General features: G+C 64.8%; 14 protein-coding genes. 11 read left to right on the top strand and 3 right to left on the bottom strand.

From position 1 onward, the window contains the following. Window positions 1–7: 7 nt before the first annotated feature. A complete protein-coding gene (locus tag SARO_RS12365) occupies window positions 8–913 on the top strand; it encodes an MBL fold metallo-hydrolase (protein ID WP_011446099.1) in 906 nt (301 codons plus the stop codon). Here the strand turns inward: SARO_RS12365 and SARO_RS12360 are convergent. Then, a complete protein-coding gene (locus tag SARO_RS12360) occupies window positions 910–2,136 on the bottom strand; it encodes a CaiB/BaiF CoA transferase family protein (protein ID WP_011446098.1) in 1,227 nt (408 codons plus the stop codon). The genes SARO_RS12365 and SARO_RS12360 overlap by 4 nt on opposite strands. Before the next feature lie 175 nt (window positions 2,137–2,311). Here SARO_RS12360 and SARO_RS12355 point away from each other — a divergent pair, with 175 nt between their 5' ends. The 6 genes from SARO_RS12355 to SARO_RS12330 all read left to right on the top strand — a co-directional run bounded on the left by SARO_RS12355 (window position 2,312) and on the right by SARO_RS12330 (window position 10,117). Next, window positions 2,312–3,490 (top strand): iron-containing alcohol dehydrogenase, encoded by a 1,179-nt coding sequence (locus SARO_RS12355; protein ID WP_011446097.1) that lies wholly within the window; start codon window positions 2,312–2,314, stop codon window positions 3,488–3,490. After that, a complete protein-coding gene (locus SARO_RS12350; protein ID WP_011446096.1) occupies window positions 3,487–4,137 on the top strand; it encodes a TetR/AcrR family transcriptional regulator in 651 nt (216 codons plus the stop codon). Before SARO_RS12355 ends, SARO_RS12350 begins: the two co-directional genes overlap by 4 nt. Window positions 4,138–4,180: 43 nt before the next feature. Beyond that, window positions 4,181–5,815, top strand: a complete 1,635-nt coding sequence (locus SARO_RS12345) for an AMP-binding protein (protein ID WP_011446095.1) — start codon at window positions 4,181–4,183, stop codon at window positions 5,813–5,815. Between the two features lie 102 nt (window positions 5,816–5,917). After that, window positions 5,918–7,870: a flavin-containing monooxygenase gene (locus SARO_RS12340; RefSeq protein WP_011446094.1), complete on the top strand. Its 1,953-nt coding sequence runs from the start codon at window positions 5,918–5,920 to the stop codon at window positions 7,868–7,870. Window positions 7,871–7,904: 34 nt separating this feature from the next. After that, window positions 7,905–9,149, top strand: a complete 1,245-nt coding sequence (locus SARO_RS12335) for a cytochrome P450 (protein WP_011446093.1) — start codon at window positions 7,905–7,907, stop codon at window positions 9,147–9,149. Further along, entirely contained in the window at window positions 9,146–10,117 is a 972-nt protein-coding gene (locus SARO_RS12330) for an NADPH:quinone oxidoreductase family protein (RefSeq protein ID WP_011446092.1), read from the top strand. The genes SARO_RS12335 and SARO_RS12330 overlap by 4 nt, the downstream gene beginning before the upstream one ends. Window positions 10,118–10,160: 43 nt before the next feature. Here SARO_RS12330 and SARO_RS12325 read toward each other — a convergent pair whose 3' ends face one another. Beyond that, the gene (locus SARO_RS12325; RefSeq protein WP_011446091.1) at window positions 10,161–11,240 is read right to left on the bottom strand and encodes a YeiH family protein; all 1,080 of its coding nucleotides are present in this window, start codon (window positions 11,238–11,240) and stop codon (window positions 10,161–10,163) included. Between the two features lie 118 nt (window positions 11,241–11,358). On the opposite strand from SARO_RS12325, the gene SARO_RS12320 reads away from it, so the two are divergent. Continuing rightward, complete coding sequence (locus tag SARO_RS12320) at window positions 11,359–12,588, top strand: MFS transporter (RefSeq protein ID WP_011446090.1); 1,230 nt, start codon at window positions 11,359–11,361, stop codon at window positions 12,586–12,588. Between the two features lie 331 nt (window positions 12,589–12,919). Here SARO_RS12320 and SARO_RS12315 read toward each other — a convergent pair whose 3' ends face one another. Continuing rightward, the gene (locus tag SARO_RS12315) at window positions 12,920–15,271 is read right to left on the bottom strand and encodes a TonB-dependent receptor (RefSeq protein ID WP_011446089.1); all 2,352 of its coding nucleotides are present in this window, start codon (window positions 15,269–15,271) and stop codon (window positions 12,920–12,922) included. Between the two features lie 180 nt (window positions 15,272–15,451). On the opposite strand from SARO_RS12315, the gene SARO_RS12310 reads away from it, so the two are divergent. From SARO_RS12310 to SARO_RS12300, 3 genes are read left to right on the top strand one after another with little or no spacing between them, the layout of a single operon-like run. Then, window positions 15,452–17,461, top strand: coding sequence for an alpha-glucosidase (locus tag SARO_RS12310; protein WP_011446088.1), 2,010 nt, complete (start codon window positions 15,452–15,454; stop codon window positions 17,459–17,461). Further along, on the top strand, window positions 17,458–18,471 hold the full coding sequence (locus SARO_RS12305) for a LacI family DNA-binding transcriptional regulator (protein WP_011446087.1): 1,014 nt from the start codon (window positions 17,458–17,460) through the stop codon (window positions 18,469–18,471). The genes SARO_RS12310 and SARO_RS12305 overlap by 4 nt, the downstream gene beginning before the upstream one ends. After that, the gene (locus SARO_RS12300; protein ID WP_011446086.1) at window positions 18,468–19,382 is read left to right on the top strand and encodes an aldo/keto reductase; all 915 of its coding nucleotides are present in this window, start codon (window positions 18,468–18,470) and stop codon (window positions 19,380–19,382) included. Before SARO_RS12305 ends, SARO_RS12300 begins: the two co-directional genes overlap by 4 nt. Window positions 19,383–19,450 lie beyond the last annotated feature (68 nt).

Below are 19,450 nucleotides of genomic sequence, written 5' to 3'. Positions count from 1 at the left end.
AGGCGAGATGGACCGCTTTGACCTCGGAATCGTCAAGGTTCATCGTATCGAGGAATGGCGCGGGACATTCTCGCCTCCAGCCGAACTTTTCGACGGCTTCTCACCAGACGGGTGGGAGCCTCATGCCGAGGAGTTCGCGCCCGAATACTACGATCCCGTCTCCGGAAAGCTCTTCGCCTTCCTCCAGAGCTGGGTGCTTGACACGGGCACGCAGCGCATCCTGTTCGATACGGGAGCCGGGAACGACAAGGACCGTCCAAATCTGCCGATTTTCGGCAATCTCCAGACCGGGTTCCTCGATAATTTGGCTGCCGCCGGCTTCCAGCCCGAGGACATCGACGTCGTCGTATGCTCGCACATCCATGTCGATCACGTGGGATGGAACACGCGGTTGGTCGACGGTCGATGGGAGCCTACTTTCCGTAACGCCCGCTATGTCCTGCCGCTTGCCGACCGCGCCTATTGGGACCCGCAGGACGCTTCGGCTGGGCCTGCGGGCATAGGCGCTGCGGTGAACGCCGGAATGTTCGACGACAGTGTTCGGCCGATCATCGAGGCCGGCCGCGCGGAATGGGCTGAGGATGGCTTCGAAGTGGCCGAAGGCTTGGTCCTGCGTTCGTGCCCCGGCCATACGCCCGGCAGCATGATGCTCGAGGTTTCGGGCGGCGAGGACACCGCGATGTTCGTGGGCGATGTCGTGCACCATCCCGCACAGATCTATCGGCCCGAATGGAACAGCATTTTCTGCGAAGCGCCAGAGGACGCGCGCGAAACCCGCCGTCGCGTGCTCGACCTTGCAGCCTCGCGCGAGGCCTTGTTGATCCCGGCACATTTCGGCGGCAGCCATATGGCGCGCGTGCTGCGCGATGGAAGCGGCTTCCGTCCGGTTCTTGATCCGATGGGGAGCGGCTAGCGCGCCGCCAGCACCCCGGCCGCGTTCAGGGTGGCAATCGTCCTGCTGTCGAAACCCCAATTCTCGAGTGCCTGTGCACCATTCTCGCCTGCCAGCGACGGCATGCTGCGCACCATTCCGGGCGTCCGCGACAGGCGCGGAGCAGGGGCGGGCTGTCGTGCATCTTCCGGGCCCACGTGCACACCTCGCGCCATGTTTGCCGGATGATGTACTGCTTCCTCGGGCGACAGCACCGGGGTGACGCAGGCATCGATCCCTTCGAACACCGCCGTCCATTCCGCCTGGGTCCGCTCGCGGAAGAGCAGTGCGATGCGCGTTGCCCGTTCTGCCCAGTTCCTCGGATCAAGGTGGTTCGCAAATTCGACCGGGTCGAGGCCCAACGCGGCAACGAACAGCGCGTGGAACTGCGGCTCGAGCGCGCCCACGGCCATGTAGCGTCCGTCGCTCGTCTCGTAGCAGCGATAGAAATAGGCGCTTCCGTCGAGCAGGTTGCCGCCTCGGCCGGGCCGCCAGATACCCATGCGGGTCCACGCGAAGACCTGCGTCATCAACAGTGATGCTCCGTCGATCATCGCGGCGTCGATCACCTGGCCTCGCCCGCTTGTCGCGCGTTCCACCAGCGCGGCAAGGATGCCGGCCACCAGCAGCATGCCGCCGCCCCCGAAGTTCGCGGCAAAGTTGAGCGGCGGCGGCGGTGGCTGGTCGGGCGGGCCGATGAGATCAAGTCCTCCTGTCAGTGCGAGATAGTTGATGTCGTGTCCGGCGGTCTGGGCCAGCGGGCCGGTCTGGCCCCAGCCGGTCATCCGGGAATAGACAAGGCGCGGATTGAGGGCGCACAGTTCATCTGGCCCAAGGCCCAGGCGCTCCATCGCGCCCGGCCGGAATCCTTCGACCAGCACATCCGCCCGCGATGCCAGTTCGCGGGCCAGGGCAAGGCCCTCATCGCTCTTCAGGTCCAGCGCGATCGTGCTTCGGCTGCGGTTCAGGTAGTTGTAGCGTTCGTCTCCGCCCGCCGCCGAGACCTGCCCGATACGCTCGACGCGCAGGACTTCCGCGCCGAAATCGGCCAGGATCATGCAACTGAACGGCGTGGGTCCGAGCCCGGCGAATTCGACCACCCGAATCCCCGCAAGAGGCCCCCTTGTCTCCGGGGTGCCGGCATGGCCGACTCCATCGAGATCGCCGGTGTGGCTGCTCAGCGGGCGGTTCCCGGCGCTTTCCATCAATTCGATTTCCCCGTTTGGCCGTTTTCAGCCGCAATTTGCCGTGCATTCCGGCACGATCTTTCCGTAATTCTTATCACAGGTCAAAAAATATACTAGCGGGTAATGCGTTGTCGTGGCACTCTCTGTGCAAGCGCCTCCCAGCAAGCGAAAGGCGCGTGGAAAGGAGAAAGTCGTGGGCAGCGTCAGAGCCAGCGAGATGACGTTTACCGAAACCGAGCGGGTCACCATGGGGCGTCCTGCCCGCGAGGCGATCCGTGACCAGGCGGAGAAGATGGGGGCGCGCCGCGTGTTCATCCTCGCTTCGGACACCTTGCGGACCAAAACCGACGAGATCGCAGCGATCGAGCGCGAACTTGGTGAACGGCACGCTGCGACCTTCAGCGGCATTGCGCCCCATGCACCCCGATCGGACGTCCTGCGCGCCGCCGATGCCGCACGCGCGGCTGGCGCGGATCTGATCGTCTCGGTGGGTGGTGGCTCCGTCACCGACAGCGCGAAGATCGTGGCGCTGCTGCTCAAGCACGATGTGCGCAGCGTCGAGGCGTTCGAGCCGCTGCACGTCTATGTCGACGGCGATGGCAATGTGATCAACCCGCTCGCCGTCGGCCCGGATGTGCGTGTCATATGTGTGCCGACCACGCTTTCCGGCGGCGAGTTCAACGCGCTTTCAGGCGCTACCGACGAAGCGGTGCAGCACAAGCAGGGCTACGAGCATCGCGACATGGCGCCGGTCATGGTTGTGCTGGACCCGGCGCTGACGGTCTACACCCCCGAATGGCTCTGGCTTTCGACCGGGGTCCGATCTGTCGACCATGCGGTGGAGACGCTCGCCTCCCACCTTTCCAATGATTTTGCGGATGGCCTTGCGGACAGCGCCCTGCGCCTTCTGGTCGAAGGGCTCAGTCGTGCCAAGGCGGACCCGACAGACATGGAGGCGCGCCTGAAGTGCCAGATCGGTGCATGGCAATCGATGATCTCGATCATCGGCGGCGTGCCGATGGGCGCCAGCCATGCCATCGGCCACATCCTCGGCGGCACTTGCGACGTGCCGCACGGCTATACGTCGTGCGTCATGTCCCCCTATGTGCTGGCCTGGAATGCCGAGCATGACGCGAGCCGGCAGGGGCGCATTCTGCAGTGCCTCGGCAATACCCACGCTTCGGCGTCCGAAGCGCTTGACGCCTTCATCCGCAGCCTGGGCATGCCTCGCACCCTTTCCGAAGTGGGCGTCGGCGAGGACCGCTTCCAGCAGGTAGCAGAATATACCATGCTTGATATATGGGGGAGGACCAATCCGCGGCCGGTCCGTTCGCCCGCTGATATCCTGGAGATACTGAGAAAGGCCGCATGACCAAGTCCAGCACCGCCGCCAAGCCGCGTCAACGTGCCGCCGGCGCGCCTACCGGGCGCGAGATCAAGCCCGGTGTCGTCGCGTTCAAGCGGGCCCGCATTCTCGAAGAGGCCGCTGCGCTGTTCTTCGAGAAGGGGTACGAGGCGGCGACGCTGGAAATGCTCGCCGACCGGCTGAGCGCGACCAAGCCGTTTCTCTATACCTACTTCAGGGGCAAGGCAGCGATCCTGTGCGCCATATGCGAACTCGGCGTGACCGAATCGCTCGCGGCGCTGGACAGGATCGCGGAAACGGAAAGGACGTCGATAGACCTGCTCAAGGCTTCGCTCCGCGAAGTCGCGGAGATCATCATCGCGCGCAACGAATACCTCGTTGTCTATCAGCGCGAGATGATGAACCTTGATCGGGGCGACGCTCAGCGCATCCTGCGCCTGCGTCATGAATTCGACCTGCGCATCGGCAAGATGATCGAGGATTGCGTGCGTGACGGGTACATCACCGTGCCCGATGCGCCGGCAATGTCGATCTGGATCGGCGGGCTGCTCAGCTGGATAACCTATTGCTACCGCCCGGGCAGCAGTCGGTCTGGCGAAGCGGTTGCGGATCAGGCGATGAAGGCCTGTCTGCGACTGATCGGCCTCGACTGACCGCTGTCCTCAGGTGCCCCGGAAAGGGGCTGGAGAGGACAAGATGCCAAATACCAATCCCGCAAGGGCGCGCGATTTTACCGATCCGCGCATACCCAACCGCGACGAATGCGTCCTGCGCTATCTCGTCGACCGCTGGGCAGTCGAGCGGCCTGACAAGGTCCATGTCGTCTGGGAGGATGGCGAGGAGTGGACATTCGCCGATGTGCGCCGCCGCATCACCGAGAAGGCGGCCGGCCTTGAAAAGCTGGGCGTCCGTCAGGGCGATTTCGTCGCCGTCTGGCTGCCCAACGGACGCGATGCGCTGCTGGCGTTCTACGCAATCAACTACCTTGGTGCGGTGTTCGTGCCTTTCAATACCGCCTATCGCGGCAATCTGCTTGCGCACGTCGTGGCCAATTCGGGCGCGAAGCTGATCATCGCGCACCCTGACCTTGTCGGACGGATGGGAGAGATCGACCGCGCCGGGCTGGCCCAGCTCGTCCTCACGACGCAGGGCGATGCACCGGATGTCGGGCTGGAAGTCACGCGGTTCGATGATCTCGCGGGCGATGCCGTCTCCCCGCTCGACCGTCCGATCCAGCCGTGGGACATCCAGTCGATTATCTATACTTCGGGCACGACGGGGCCTTCCAAGGGCGTGCTTTCCTCCTACCTTCATATGTTCTCCAACGCCGGCCCGGAATCCTGGCCGATGGTGGGAGAGGACGATCGCTACATGTGCGTCGCGCCGATCTTCCACATCGGCGGCATGGGGCCGCCCTTCGTCATGCTGGCGCGCGGGGCCTCGGTCGCCATGGTCGAGAGCTTCTCCACGGACCGCTTCTGGGAAATTGCCGCACGGACCAAGGCTACGGTGGTCTTCCTCCTCGGTGTGATGGCGACCTTCCTGATGAAACGCCCGCCTTCGCCGGAAGACCGCAACCATACTGTGCGCAAGGCCTTCATGGTGCCTCTCACCGACGATGCGCCCGCCTTCACCGAACGCTTCGGCATCGACATCTACACCATCTTCAACATGACCGAGATTTCCTCGCCGATCGTGTCGGAAGCCAATCCGGTCAAGCGCGGCACTTGCGGAAAGGCGCGGCCCGGCGTCGAGGTGCGACTGGTCGATGCCAACGATTGCGAGGTGCCGGTGGGCGAAATCGGCGAGATGCTGGTACGCACCGACCGTCCGTGGGGCATGAACAGCGGTTACAACCGCAACCCGGAAGCGACGGCGAAGGCATGGGGCAACGGCTGGTTCCATACCGGCGATGCCTTCCGCCAGGACGAGGACGGCTATTTCTACTTCGTCGACCGGGTCAAGGACGCCATCCGCCGTCGCGGCGAGAACATCTCCTCGTTCGAGGTGGAAGTCGAGGTCTGTGCCCATCCCGCCGTGCGCGAGGCCGCGGCAATTGCAGTGCCAAGCGAGTTTTCCGAGGATGAGGTCATGGTCGTCGTTGCGCCAGTGCCGGGGCAGGCCATCGATGTGCCTGAACTTGCCCGCTTCCTGATCGACCGCATGCCTTACTTCATGGTGCCGCGCTATATCCGGGTGATGGACGAATTGCCCAAGACCCCCTCGGCCAAGGTGCTCAAGGCGGACCTGCGCTCTGAAGGTGTCACGGCAGATACCTGGGATCGCGAGAAGGCCGGGATGCGAGTGCGCCGGGAGAGTTTCGCGGGCTGATCCCGGTCCGCGATTGACTCTGGATACTGATGAGTAGATATTTCTTATTGAAGGTATGATCCGTGCGGCAGTGCACCGGAACGAAGCCCGACAAGGATTGACATGAACGCTCCGAAGATCACCGACCGTCCCGTCGCTGCCGATGCCGTCGACCGCGCCCTGTTGAGGCAAGGCGTGGACGAGGCAAACATCCCCGCGCTGCTCATGGTGCTCGTCCAGCTCACCGGTGACCGCCGTTATCTCGAGCCGCCCTATGCTCCGCGACGGGGCAAGGGCCTGGATGACAATGACAGTGGCGGCCTGCCTGACGAGATCCAGCACGAAGTCCGGGAAGCCGCCTGGGGTGCCATCACCGGTTGGCTCGACGGCCGCGAACCCGCGCTTGCGCGTCCGTCCAATCCTGAACTTGCGGCCATGCTTGCCGTCGCCATGACCGAGGCGGTGCCGCCCGAGTATGGCGACATCGTCGCCGCGACCATGCATCTCGATCCCGCGCCACAGCCGGCCGCGCCGTCGAAGCCGCTCAAGGCCATCATAATCGGCGCCGGCATTTCGGGCATGGTTGCATCGGTTCGCCTCCGCGAGATGGGGATCGAGCATACGATTTTCGAGAAGAACAACGAGTTCGGCGGCACCTGGTGGGAAAATCGCTATCCTGGTTGCGGCGTCGATACCCCGAACCTCACCTACACCTTCTCATTCCGCCCGAACGACTGGTCAGCCTTCTTTCCCTTGCGCGACGAGATCGAGAACTACCTGCTGGAAACCGCCCGCGAGAGCGGCCTCTATGATCGCGTCCGCTTCGGCACCAAGGTCGAGCGTGCCGAATGGCTGGCTGATCGTAACCAGTGGCAGGTCACAGTTCGCGCCGAAGACGGTTCCGAGGAGGTCCACCACGCGGATATCGTGATGAGCGCCGTGGGCATCCTCAACATGCCCGTCGTGCCCGACATCAAGGGCCTTTCGGGCTTCGCCGGCCGCGTCGTCCATACCAGTGACTGGCCGCAGGACATCGATCTCAAGGGCAAGCGCGTGGCCGTCGTCGGCAATGGTGCTTCGGCCATGCAGGTCGTCCCCGCGATTGCCGACCAAGTCGCGGAGCTGACCATTTTCGCCCGGTCCAAGCAATGGGCGGCGCCGTTCCCGCAGTTCCGCAAGCCGGTGCCAAACGGCGTGCGCTACCTGATGCAGGTGGTTCCGCTCTATCGGGCGTGGGTCGAGCAGCGCCTGTCCTGGACCTTCAACGATCGCGTGCACGGTACCCTGTTCCGCGATCCGGACTGGAAGGAACCGGCCCGCGCGGTAAACGCGATCAACGACGGGCATCGCGAATTCTTCACCCGCTATGTTCGCGAGGAACTGGGCGAACGACAGGACCTGCTGCCGCTGGTCCTCCCTGACTATCCGCCCTTTGCCAAGCGCATGCTGCTCGACAACGGCTGGTATCGCACCTTGCGCAAGCCCCACGTGAAGCTTGTGCCGCAGCGCCTGGCCGAGGTGCGCGGGCATACGCTGGTGGCGCAGGACGGGCAGGAGATCGAGGCCGACGTGCTGATCCTCGCTACCGGGTTCCAGGCGGCAAACGTACTTGGGTCCTACGACGTGATCGGGCGCGATGGCCGCGACCTGCATGAGTTCTGGGAGGGTGACAATGCGGCGGCCTATCTCGGCACGCTGGTTCCGGGCTTCCCCAACTTCTTCATCCTGCTCGGCCCCAACGTCGGCTCCGGCCACGGCGGCAGCATGATCCGCAATATCGAGAACCAGGCGCACTATGCCACCCGCGTGATCGAGGCGCTGGTGAAGTCGGGTGCCGATGCGGTGGAAGTGCGCGAGGATGTCTATGGCGATTACAAGGCCCGGATCGACGCCGCGCACGAGAAGCTGGTCTGGACCCATCCGGGCGCGACCAACTGGTATCGCAATTCGCGTGGGCGGGTCGTCGCGATCACGCCGTGGCGCAACGATGCCTTCTGGCGGATGACTCGCGAGGCGAGGCCCGAGGATCTCAGCTTCAGCGGAGCGCCCACGGACAAGACCGAGCAGGCCGCCTGATCAGAAGCGGCGCCGGGAAGGGGAGAGAAAACCAATGGAAGCCGAAGCTGCAATTCCACCGCTCGATACCTCCGACCCGGCGCTTATCCCCGATCCCTGGCCGACCTTCACGACGTTGCGCGAGCGCGATCCGTTCCATTGGTCGAAGTACGGCTACTGGGTGGTCTCGCGCCACGAACACGTTCGCGACGTACTGATGAACCGCAAGGACTTCGGCACAGGGGACTTCGCCGCGAACCTTCGTCTGTTCTATGGGCCGGACTTCGATGTCCTGGCGAACCCCGCCTATCGCTGGCTGTCCGAAGTCTTCATCATGCAGGACCCGCCGCAGCATACGCGCATCCGGAACCTCGTGGTCGGCTCGCTCACGGCCAAGCGCGTCCGCGCGATGGAGCCGCGCATTCGCGAGATCGCACAAGCGCTGACCGACGGCTTCAAGGCGCGCGGGTCTGCGGACCTGATAACCGAGTTCGCATACAAGTTCCCGGTCATGGTCATCTGCGATCTGATGGGCATCGACTACGAAGCATCCGAAATGGCCGACCTCATCGCGGCCATCCCCGAAGCGTTCACGGTGTTCGAAGCGCGCATCCTCTCACCGGAGGAACTGGCGCTGGCCAATCGCCGCATTCTTGAACTCGAAGCCTTCTTCCAGGCGCAGTTCGAAAACCGTCTGGCCCATCCGCGCGGCGATCTTCTAACCTCGCTTGCCCGCACCGGACAGGAGCCCGGCGGCCTTTCGGTCCATGAAGCGATCACGGTGACCATTGGCCTGTTCGGCGCCGGGTTCGAGACGACCGCCAACATCATCGGCAATGGTCTTCATGCGCTTCATGCCAATCCCGAGCAGTGGGCAAGGCTTGTGGCCGATCCGTCCGGAATGGCCTCGGGCGCCTGCGAGGAAGCGCTGCGCCATCAAAGCTCGCTCATTGCCACCTACCGCACCGCCCTTGCCGATACCTCGGTCTGCGGGCACCCGGTCAGCGCGGGGCAGCGCGTTCTGACGCTCATCGGCGCGGCCAACCGCGACCCGCGCAAATTTGCCGATCCGGATCGTTTCGACATTGCGCGCAACGATGCCGACCACCTTACCTTCGGCGGCGGCATCCACTTCTGCGTCGGAGCCGAACTTGCCCGCATCGAGGCGCGCGTTGCCTTCGAGCACCTCGCACGCGAACTGCCTCAGATGCAGGTCGACACGGGCGGTGCTTGCTGGCGCGAGAATTTCCTGTTCCGTGGCCTGACCGGCCTTGAAGCCAGGTGGCCCGCGCAGGCATGAAGCAGTTCGCGCTTGCCGAACTGGTGGGGGCGGCCAGCGGCCGTATCGTGGATACCGCCCTGCCGCAGCCCGCATCGGGCGAGGTCCGAGTGCGGGTCGAGGCGGTTGGTCTCGGCTTTGTCGATGATCTCATTGTTTCAGGCCGCTACCAATGGAAGCCGCAATTGCCGTTCGTGCCGGGGGGCGAAATCGTCGGTACGGTTGAGGCAGTTGGGGAAGGCGTACAGGGCCTGACCACTGGTACCCGCGTGGCGGCATGGCGCATGGGCGGTGGGCTTTGCGAATATTGCACGCTCCCGGCCGGATATCTCGTCCCCGTTCCGGCCCCGCTTGCGTCGGCAGATGCAGCCGGGATGGTGCTCGACTATGCCACGGCGGACTATGCCCTCATCGGCAGGGGCCAATTGCGCAAGGGCGACACCGTCTTCGTGCTAGGGGCAACGGGCGGCGTGGGCGGCGCGGCAGTCCGCATCGCGAGAGCGGCAGGCGCAGAAGTCATCGCTGGCGTCTCGAACCTGTCGCAGGGCGATAAAGTGCTCGCCGATGGCGCTAGTGCAGTCGTCGACTGCTCGGCTCCGGACTGGCGCGACCAACTGCGTGGACACCCGCTCGATCTGGTTTTCGATCCCTTGGGTGGCGCATTCACCGAACCCGCCTTCCGTTCGCTCGGAAAGCTGGGGCGGCATCTCGTGGTGGGCTTCGCTGCGGGCGGTATCCCGGCATTGCCGGTCAATCTTCCCCTCCTCAAGAGCGCATCGCTCGTCGGCGTCGATGTGCGCTTTTTTGCCGAGTCTGATCCGGAGGGGTTCCGGCAGCGGCTCGCGCTGGTCTTCGATCAGGCGGCACGCGGGAGCCTGCGGCCCCCGGAAACGCTCTGCTTCAGCCTTGGCGAGGCCGCCGCCGCCTTTGCCGCACTCACCCGACGCGGCCGGGGCGGCAAAGTGGTCGTCTGCCCGCAATTGTCCTGAACCGGCTGTCGAGTGCCCGCAACGTGGCGTGTTCGATCCCTGCTCAGAGCACCAGCATCGCCGAACCCAGCGCCATGAAGAAGCTGACCACCGTCGCGACCAGCACCGGCACCGCAGGACGCAACCCGGTTTCCATCAAGAGATCGAGCCGGCTACGCATTGCCGTTGCGATCACCGCGATCAGCAGCAGCCCCTTTGACGCGCGCAAGGCAAAATCCGCCGCTGCGTGCGGCACGGTGACGACCGAATTGAGCAGAACGGCCAGGAAAAAGGCGGTGATGAACCAAGGCAGCGCAAACCGCCGCCACGCCGATCGACCCGCATCGTGCTGCGAATCACCGATGGCAAGGCTCGTCAACACCACGATCGGCGCCAACAGCGCCACGCGTGAAAGCTTGACGATGGTCGCATAGCTGCCGGCCGTCTCGGAGAAGGCATAGCCCCCGCCGATCGCTTGCGCGACGTCGTGAATCGAAGCCCCGATCAGGAACCCCGCCTGCTGGTCGGACAAGTGCAGGTAACTCGCCAGGATCGGGTAGAGCGACATGGCGAGCGCGCTGGCCATCGAGACGCCGACCAGCGAGATCGCGAATTGCGCCTGGTTGAGCCGGTCCTTGCCGATGATGCCATACAGCGCCATCGCCGCGCTTGCCCCGCAGATCGCTGTCGCGCCCCCTGCGAGTATGCCGGTATAGGTCGATTGCCCCGCCACCCGCGCACCGACGAGCCCCGCGAAGAACGTTGCCGCCATCACCACCACCAGCGCCGCAAAGGGCGCTGGACCGAGGGATCCTATCTGCGTGAACGTCACCTGCAGACCCAGCAGCACGACGCCAAGCCGCAGGCAGGTCCGTGAGGCGAAGTCGAGGCCCTTGTGGCTTCGCGGCTCGCGCGCGACGAAACTCAGCGAAAGCCCGATCAGCAGGCCGAGCAGGATGATCGGGAACTTGTAGTGTTCGGAAAGCCACGCAGCCGCCGCTGCGGCGATCGCGCAGATGGCAAGCCCGTGGAACACGGTCTCGCGCGGCTCCGCCTCGGCAGGGCCGTGGTCGGCAAGGTGCATTTCCCCGAACAAGTCCGCAGCCGAAGGCAGGGACTCCCAGTCGATTTCCGTACGGCCCAAGACACGCTCTCCCCAGTATGTGTCCTACGGTGTCATATAATGCTTCCCTTACGCTCCCGGTCGGCTATCGTGCAAGCGGGAAGCGGTGCAAAAGCACTGTTCCGTGGGAGAAAGTGCAATGACGGACGGTCGGAAAGGCGGGATCACCCGCGGGGCTGCGGTGGCGCTGGTCGCGCTGCTGTTCCTCGGCAACGCGCTCAACTACGTGGATCGGCAGGTGCTCGCCCTGCTCAAGCCCACGCTCGAGGCGGAGTTCGGCTGGACCGATGCCGACTATGCCCATCTCGGCTCCTCGTTCCAGATCGCTGCGGCCGGTACGCTCCTGTTCGTCGGCTGGTTCGTCGACAGGCTCGGCGTGCGCATCGCCTATGCTGTGGCGGTCACGGTGTGGAGTGCGGCCGGCATGGCCCACGCTCTCGCGCAGACCGTGCAGCAGTTCGTCACCGCCCGCATTGTGCTGGCTGCCGGCGAGTCTGTCAGCACTCCTGCCGGGCTCAAGGCTGCGGCAACCTATCTTCCTGTCAGGCAAAGAAATTTCGCCATCGGCCTGATAAATACCGCGCCAAACATCGGCGCGATCCTCACGCCGCTTTTGATTCCGCCCTTTGCGCTTGCGTTTGGCTGGAAGGCTGCGTTCGTCGTGACCGGGGCGCTGGGCTTCCTGTGGCTCGCTGGCTGGTGGTTCGGCACTCGCGGTCTCCAGCCTGTCGGCAATGTACCCGAGCGCGCCCGCGTGCCATGGGGCGAGTTGCTGTCCGATCGCCGCACCTGGACCGTCATTGGTGCCAAGTTCTGCACGGATGCCGTCTGGTGGTTCGTGCTGTTCTGGATGCCCGACTTCTTCAACCGCCAGTTCGGTCTCAGCCAGGGGCAACTTGGCTGGCCCATCGCGATCATTTTCACCCTTGCGGCATTGGGGGCGCTGACGTCGGGTGGCCTCTACCCGATCCTGCTGGCGCGCGGGATGAGCGTGAACGCCGCGCGCAAGACCTCGATGCTGTTCTACGCGCTGGTCGTCCTTGCGATGCCGCTGTCGCTCCAGACTGGCAACCCCTGGCTCGCCGCCGTTCTCATCGGCCTCGGCCTTTTTGCGCATCAGGGTTTCTCCACGAATGTCTTCGGCATGACCGCCGACATCGTTCCTGCCACCCGCGTCGCCAGCGTGATCGCGCTCGGTGCGATCGCCGGCAATCTTTCGGGAACTGGCATCATCGAGTTCGCCGGCTGGTCGCTGACCAACGGCCTCGGTTACGTCCCGATGTTCGCGATCTGCGGCAGCGCCTATCTGGTTGCGCTGGCGTTCATCCACCTGATGCTGCCGAAGCTGCAACTGTCGGCGGGAGAGTAGCGGAGCCGACGGCCGCCCTGCGCCCCCGCGAAGGCGGGGGCCTTGGTCTCGGCACTGAACTCCGCCAGAACTTCCGAAAACTCCCGCCTGCAAAGGCGAATACTCCCCACCACCCGTCATCCCGGGCTTGAACCGGGATCTCGCTTTTCTCGGAGCGAAGGCGGAACTGGACCCATGTACCTCGGCAAGTCGCGCTCGAAGACGACGAGATGAGCCAGGTCGGGACGAGACCGCGATGCGTTGGCGCCATGTCCGCCCTGTGCCAAAAACAAGAGAGGCCCCGGACCGAAGTCCGGGGCCTCTCTGCTTTCCCGCCCGGGAGGGGGGGCGGTTACCTGATCTTCGCGCGCAGGCTGACGCCGAAGTAGCGGTCTGCGTCGCGCGGGATCTGCAGGCGCTGGCCGCTGCTGACGTTGAGCAGGGCGTAGGACTTGTCGGTGATGTTCCGCACGTGGAACGTCAGCCGGTAGAGGTCCTCCGCATCCGAGAAGCCGAGCCCGGCGTTCCAGATGCCATACGCCGCGATCGGGCCGGATTCGCCAAGGTCCGAGAACTGCTTGCCGACATGGCGGAAATCGCTGTCGAGATAGACCTTGAAGCCGCCCAGGTCACGTTCGTAGCTGCCACCCAGCGTCCAGGTGAACTTGGGCGCCAGCGGCAAGCGCGTGCCATTGCGGGCGTCGGGTGCGTTGGTCGAAGGGTTCGGGTTGAACTTCAGCACCTTGGCATCGGCATAGGCGGCACTTGCGCGCAGGGTCAGCCCGTCTACCGGCACGGTCAGCAGGTCGGCTTCAAAGCCCTTGCTGCGCACCGAACCCGCGTTGGTCAGATTCGAGACCACCGCGCCGTTCAGCAGCACGAAGTTGTTCGCCTGGAAGCCGTTGTAGGTGACGGTGAAGGCTGCCGCGTTGAACTGCACACGGTTGTCGAGGAACTGCGACTTGAGCCCGATTTCGAAGGCATCGGAAGTTTCCTCGTCGATCGGCACGGCATTGGTTGGCGCAGTGTGATTGAAGAACACGTTGAACGCCGGACCCTTGTAGCCACGGGTGTAGCTGCCATAGAGCATCACGTCGTCCGAAGGTGTGATCTGCAGGACCGCGCGGCCCGAAAGGTTGCCGTTGTTGCTGCTCCCGCGCGAGGTGTTCGTTCCGTTGCCGCCGGCAGAAATCTTGCCGCCCGCCGGGTTGTCGTTGATGCCTGCGCCGGTCGCGGGAAGGCCGTCCGTCGCGTTCACGCCCGGCGCACGGGTGTGGGTGAACGAGAGGTCATCCCATGTGTAGCGCAGCCCGCCGGTCAGCGAGATCAGGTCGGAGAAGCGATAGGTCGCCTGGCCGAACACCGCATAGTTGCGCGACTTCACGTCGCTGAACGAGGTCGCCGTTGGGAAGATCGTGTTGACCGTGTCGTTGAGGTTGCACGGCTGGGCGCCCGTCAGCGGATCGACCGGCAGCGTGGAAGTGGCGCACTTCACGTCGCTGCGGGTGAAGTCCTGCTGGTTGTTCGAACCCCACGCGAATGCGCCGACCTGATAGAAGAACGGCTTGGTCTGGTCGGACGCGAGGCGCACTTCCAGCGAGAGCTGCTCGGTCCTCACTTCGCCGTTGTCGTGAAGCTGGTCGGTGCCGACCAGCGCGCGCGGCAGGAAGTCGCCCTCGCGGATTTCCTCGTTCTTCCAGTTGCGATAGCCCGCCACCACGCTCAGCGTATGGCTCTCGAACACGTCGAAGTCGCCTGACGCGGTGAGGCTCCACTGGCGGTCCTTGGTCTGCGTGACGAGGTTGTGGTTGACGTAGCGCTGCTCCAGTCCCTGCGCCACGCCGCCCGGCAGGCCCAGTTCCTTGTCGAGCGCCGTGCCACGGCTGACGGTGGTCACGTCGGCGCAGCAGTCGTCATTCGCCTTGAAATAGTCGGCGATCAGGCGGAACTTCGATCCACCATTGTCATAGTCGATGATGCCGCGCGCACCGTAGTGTTCGTAGCCGTTGATCTTCTCGTTCTTGCCGCCGTAGATGTTGGTGATGTTGCCGTCATAGCTGCCGTAGAAGCCGGTGACGCGGGCGGTCAGGCCATCGGCAAGCGGGCCGGAAACCGAAGCGCGCAGGCGGTATTCGTCGCCTTCGTACCATTCAGCGCGGCCTTCGGCCTGGAGCGTATCGGTGCCGCCCTTCGAGACGATGTTGACGAGGCCCGCCGACGCGTTCTTGCCGAACAGTGTGCCCTGCGGCCCGCGCAGCACTTCCAGGCGCTCGGCATCGACCAGGTCCATGAACGCCTGGCCCGAGCGGCTCAGCACCACGCCGTCGACCACGGTCGAGACGCTGGGCTCGGCCGCGACCGAGAAGGTGATCGTGCCGACGCCGCGCATCACGATGGCGCTGTTTGCGCTGGTGGTGCCCTTGCGGAACGTGACCGACGGGACAAGCTGGGTCAGCCCTTCGAGGCTGGTGGTGCCTGCGTTCTCGAGTCGTTCGGCGGTCAGTGCGGTGATCGCGATCGGCACGTCCTGGACGTTTTCGGCGACCTTCTGCGCGGTGACGACGATCTCGCTGATGCCGCCGGTCTCTTCCGCGGCCTGTTCCTGCGCGGCCTCCTGGGCGTGCGCCTGCGCTCCAAGGCAAAGCGTCAGGGCACTGGCGGAAAGGGCCAGTGCGCGCGCATGGGCAATGTGCTTGAACCTCATAAAAACCTCTCCCCTGCGAAAGGCGGTCGTCCGGGAGTCGACTTTGCTCCCCCGTTGATCGGCCGCGATTGATGCTTGATCTGCGCTCGTTGTCTCGATATGTCAAGCGGTGTCACATAGACGGACAGACGGTTGGGGCCATTCTGCAACACTGCCGCGCCGGGGGACGAGGAAACGCAAGTGAATCTGCGCTTTGTAGCCGGAACTGAAGGGTTCGATCTCCGAATTGGGGATCGTGTGGTGCTGCGCCACTCCGAATCCTGTCCTGCGCTGGTCATGGCGCGCGGCAATCCGGAAGTCGTCATGTACCGTGGCAATTTCCGTATATCCGACAAGCCTTTCGAAGAGCTGGTCCCGCTCGCATGGCGTCAATGCGAGGGCGGGGTGGAGCTTCTCGACAGCGGGGCGCCGGTCGCCTCGATCGTCCTTGCCGGCAATTCCTTCGAGATTCGCGCTGCCGACCCCGCGCACGATCGCCTGCGCATCCGCTTCCACGCCGAGGCGGGCGAATGCGTCTGGGGTGGGGGCGAGCAGATGAGCTACCTCGCGCTCAATGGCCGCAACTTCCCGATCTGGACGAGCGAGCCTGGCGTGGGGCGCGACAAATCGACCGAGCTTACCCGCCGCATGGATGCCGAGGGCATGGCCGGCGGCGATTACTGGAACACCAACTACCCGCAGCCCACGTTCATTACCTCGCGCTGGATTGCGGTTCATCTCGACGCGAGCTTCTACAGCGTTCTCGATTTCACGGATCCGGCTGGCCACCTGGTGGAAGTCTGGAGCGGCGCTGCCCGTTTCGAGGTTTTCTCCGCCGATGGCCCGCAGGATCTCGTCGGCCAGCTTTCCACGCGTTTCGGCCGCCAGCCCGAACTGCCCGAATGGGCCATCGGTGGTGCTATCGTCGGCCTGAAGTCTGGCGCCTCTAGCTTCGACCGCCTGGAAAAGTTCATCGACGCCGGCGCCGCCGTGTCGGGCCTGTGGTGCGAGGATTGGGCCGGCATTCGCGAGACCAGTTTCGGTCGCCGCCTCTTCTGGGACTGGCACAGCGGAGAGCGCAGCGGTGCCCGCTATCCGCAACTGCACGAAAGGATTCAGGCGCTCGAAGCGCGCGGCATCCGCTTCCTTGCCTATGCCAACCCCTATATCGCGGTGGATGGCGATCTCTACCAGGAAGGCCGTGCCGGCGGGCATTTCTGCCTTCGCCGGGATAGCGACGAAGTCCACCTCGTCGACTTCGGGGAATTCGACTGCGGCGTCGTCGATTTCACTCGCGAGGAGACGTGCGCGTGGTTTGCCGAGCGGGTCCTCGGTCGCGAAATGCTAGACATCGGCATTTCCGGATGGATGGCCGATTTCGGCGAATACCTGCCGACCGACCTGCGCCTGGCCGACGGTTCCGACCCGATGGAGGCGCACAACCGCTGGCCGGTGCTCTGGGCCGAGGTCAATGCGCGTGCATTGGCAAGCCGGGGCAAGACCGGGGACGCGCTGTTCTTCATGCGCGCCGGGTTCTCCGGCGTGCAAGCCCATTGCCCTCTGCTTTGGGCGGGCGACCAGTCGGTCGATTTCACCCGCCACGACGGCATTGGTACGGTCATCACCGGCGCGCTGTCGGCGGGTCTGGTGGGCAACGCCTACAGCCACTCCGACTGCGGTGGTTACACCTCGCTCCACGGCAATGTCCGAACCGAGGAACTGTTGCACCGCTGGTGCGAACTGGCAGCCTTCGCTCCGGTCATGCGCAGCCACGAGGGCAACCGGCCTGACGACAACCTTCAGTACGACAGCACGCCGGACCTCCTCGCCTGCTTCGCCCGCTGGAGCCGCGTCCACGCTCACCTCGCGCCCTATGTCCGCCATCTCTGCACGGAGGCGCGAGAGTCGGGGCTTCCGGCGCAGCGCCCGTTGTTTCTCCACTACCCGCAGGATTCCGCGCTCTTTACGGTGCAGGACCAATACCTCTACGGTGCCGACCTGCTGGTGGCGCCAGTGGTCGAGGAGGGGGCTCGCCGTCGCCAGGTGGTCCTTCCGGGGACGGGCATCTGGCGGCATTGCTGGACGGGCGAGGATTTCGCCCCCGGCACGCACGATATCTCCGCCCCCATCGGGCAGCCGCCGGCATTCTACCGTCCGGACAGCGCCTTCGCGTCGCTGTTCGCGGGACTGAAGGGGGTGCTTGAAGGATGAGTGAGCGGGCGAACATCAGGGACGTGGCGGCCAAGGCGGGCGTGGCGGTGAAGACCGTCAGCCGGGTCCTCAACGGCCACCCCTATGTCAGCGCCGATACCAAGGCGCGGGTCGAGGAGGCTATGCGCGCGCTCGATTTCCGGCCAAGCGTGGCCGCCCGCATCCTGTCAGGGGCGAAGTCGAACCAGATCGCGCTGATCTACGACAATCACAGCCCCTACTACATGTTTCAGATCCAGACCGGGTGCTGGGACTTCTGCCGCGCCAACAACATCCGCCTGCTCGCCCAGCCGGTCGACGTGGCCGACCCGCAGGTGGGCGAACAGGTGCGCGGTCTCGTCAGCGAGACGCATGTCGATGGGATCATCCTGTCCTCGCCGGTAACCGATTGCGATCCTGTGCTGCGTGCGCTCGAGGCGATGGACATTCCCTTCGTGCGTATCTCGCCCGGTACCAATCATGCACTGACCAGTTCGGTGTTCATGGACGACGCGCAAGCCGCAGACGACATGACCACGCACCTGATCAATGCCGGGCACCGCCGTATCGGCTTTATCAAGGGCCATCCCAACCACATGGCGTCGGATGACCGCCTGTTCGGTTACCGTCGCGCTCTCGACCGGGCAGGGCTGCCCTACGATCCGGTGCTTGTCTGCGAAGGCGAGTTCGATTTCGATTCCGGTACGCGCGGGGGCAGGGCCCTGCTCGACCTCCCGAACCGCCCGACCGCCATCTTTGCTTCGAACGACGACATGGCGGCTGGTGTCCTGGCCGTCGCGCACGACCGCGGCATCAACGTGCCGGGCGAACTTTCGGTCGCCGGCTTCGACGATACCACGCTCGCCCGTACGGTCTGGCCGCCGCTGACGACCATCCACCAGCCTATGGTCGAACTGGCCAGGACGGCGACGGAAATCCTCATTGCCGGGGGCGACATCACCCACCGCCGGCTTCCCCATACTCTCGTAGAGCGCGCGTCGGTCGCGCCTCCAGCCAGGACATCTTCATGAGCGATCTGCCCCTGCCGCCTGCCTTTCGCCAACTCGGCCACAGCGGGATTGCCGTGTCCCCGATCGCATGGGGCATGTGGCGCCTCGCCGAGAACGGGCGCACCCCCGCCGACGCGGCAAAGCTCGTCCACGCGGCGCTCGATGCGGGGATCAACTTCCTCGACACGGCCGACATCTACGGCTTCGACGGCTCGGCGGGTTTTGGCGACGCGGAAGCACTGCTGGGCGAAGTCCTCGCGGCCGAGCCAGCCCTGCGCGAACGCATGATTCTTGCCACCAAGGGCGGCATCCTTCCTCCGTTGCCCTACGACCAGAGCGCCGACTACCTGCGCAAGGCCATCGACGATTCCCTTGCCCGGCTGAAGGTCGATGTGATCGACCTGTGGCAGATCCACCGCCCCGACATCCTGGCCCATCCCTATGAAGTCGCGCGTGTGCTCGACGATGCGGTTTCGTCAGGCAAGGTCCGCGCGCTTGGCGTCTCGAACTTCACCAAGGACCAGATCGCCGCGCTCAACCACTTCCTTGGCGAAAAGCTGGCGACGACCCAGCCCGAGATCAGCCCCTTGCGCATCGACTGCTTCGAGAACGGCGAACTTGATCAGGCGATGATGCTCGGCCTGACGCCGATGGCGTGGTCGCCGCTTGGCGGAGGCCGTCTTGCCTCACCCCAGACGGCGCGGGACAAGGCTGTTGCCGACGCGCTCGATGCCGTCGCGCAGGCGCAGGGCGTTTCGCGCACTGTCGCCGCCTATTCGTGGCTCATGGCGCATCCGGCCGGGATCGTCCCGATCATTGGATCGCAACAGGCCGCGCGCATCGCCGAAGGGGCCGAAGCGCTGAAAGTCCGCTGGAACCGGCAGGACTGGTATGCCGTGCTGGTAGCGGCGCGGGGAGAGCGGCTCCCCTAAGGGCGGGAGCCAGGTTGAAGCCGCCTGCCGCTCCGGCGGCGGGCATGTCTGGATCATGCGACGGACGG

It is taken from the genome of Novosphingobium aromaticivorans DSM 12444, from assembly GCF_000013325.1.
GTDB lineage: Bacteria > Pseudomonadota > Alphaproteobacteria > Sphingomonadales > Sphingomonadaceae > Novosphingobium > Novosphingobium aromaticivorans.
The sequence above is the reverse complement of the archived record's forward strand: the minus strand, read 5'-3'. Positions and strand labels throughout refer to the sequence as shown.

Bases quoted from the DNA above. Each gene is read 5' to 3' on its own strand.
- SARO_RS12365 (WP_011446099.1), top strand. From the start codon at position 8: ATGGACCGCTTTGACCTCGGAATCGTCAAGGTTCATCGTATCGAGGAA.
- SARO_RS12360 (WP_011446098.1), bottom strand. From the start codon at position 2,136: ATGGAAAGCGCCGGGAACCGCCCGCTGAGCAGCCACACCGGCGATCTC.
- SARO_RS12350 (WP_011446096.1), top strand. From the start codon at position 3,487: ATGACCAAGTCCAGCACCGCCGCCAAGCCGCGTCAACGTGCCGCCGGC.
- SARO_RS12345 (WP_011446095.1), top strand. From the start codon at position 4,181: ATGCCAAATACCAATCCCGCAAGGGCGCGCGATTTTACCGATCCGCGC.
- SARO_RS12340 (WP_011446094.1), top strand. From the start codon at position 5,918: ATGAACGCTCCGAAGATCACCGACCGTCCCGTCGCTGCCGATGCCGTC.
- SARO_RS12335 (WP_011446093.1), top strand. From the start codon at position 7,905: ATGGAAGCCGAAGCTGCAATTCCACCGCTCGATACCTCCGACCCGGCG.
- SARO_RS12330 (WP_011446092.1), top strand. From the start codon at position 9,146: ATGAAGCAGTTCGCGCTTGCCGAACTGGTGGGGGCGGCCAGCGGCCGT.
- SARO_RS12320 (WP_011446090.1), top strand. From the start codon at position 11,359: ATGACGGACGGTCGGAAAGGCGGGATCACCCGCGGGGCTGCGGTGGCG.
- SARO_RS12315 (WP_011446089.1), bottom strand. From the start codon at position 15,271: ATGAGGTTCAAGCACATTGCCCATGCGCGCGCACTGGCCCTTTCCGCC.
- SARO_RS12305 (WP_011446087.1), top strand. From the start codon at position 17,458: ATGAGTGAGCGGGCGAACATCAGGGACGTGGCGGCCAAGGCGGGCGTG.
- SARO_RS12300 (WP_011446086.1), top strand. From the start codon at position 18,468: ATGAGCGATCTGCCCCTGCCGCCTGCCTTTCGCCAACTCGGCCACAGC.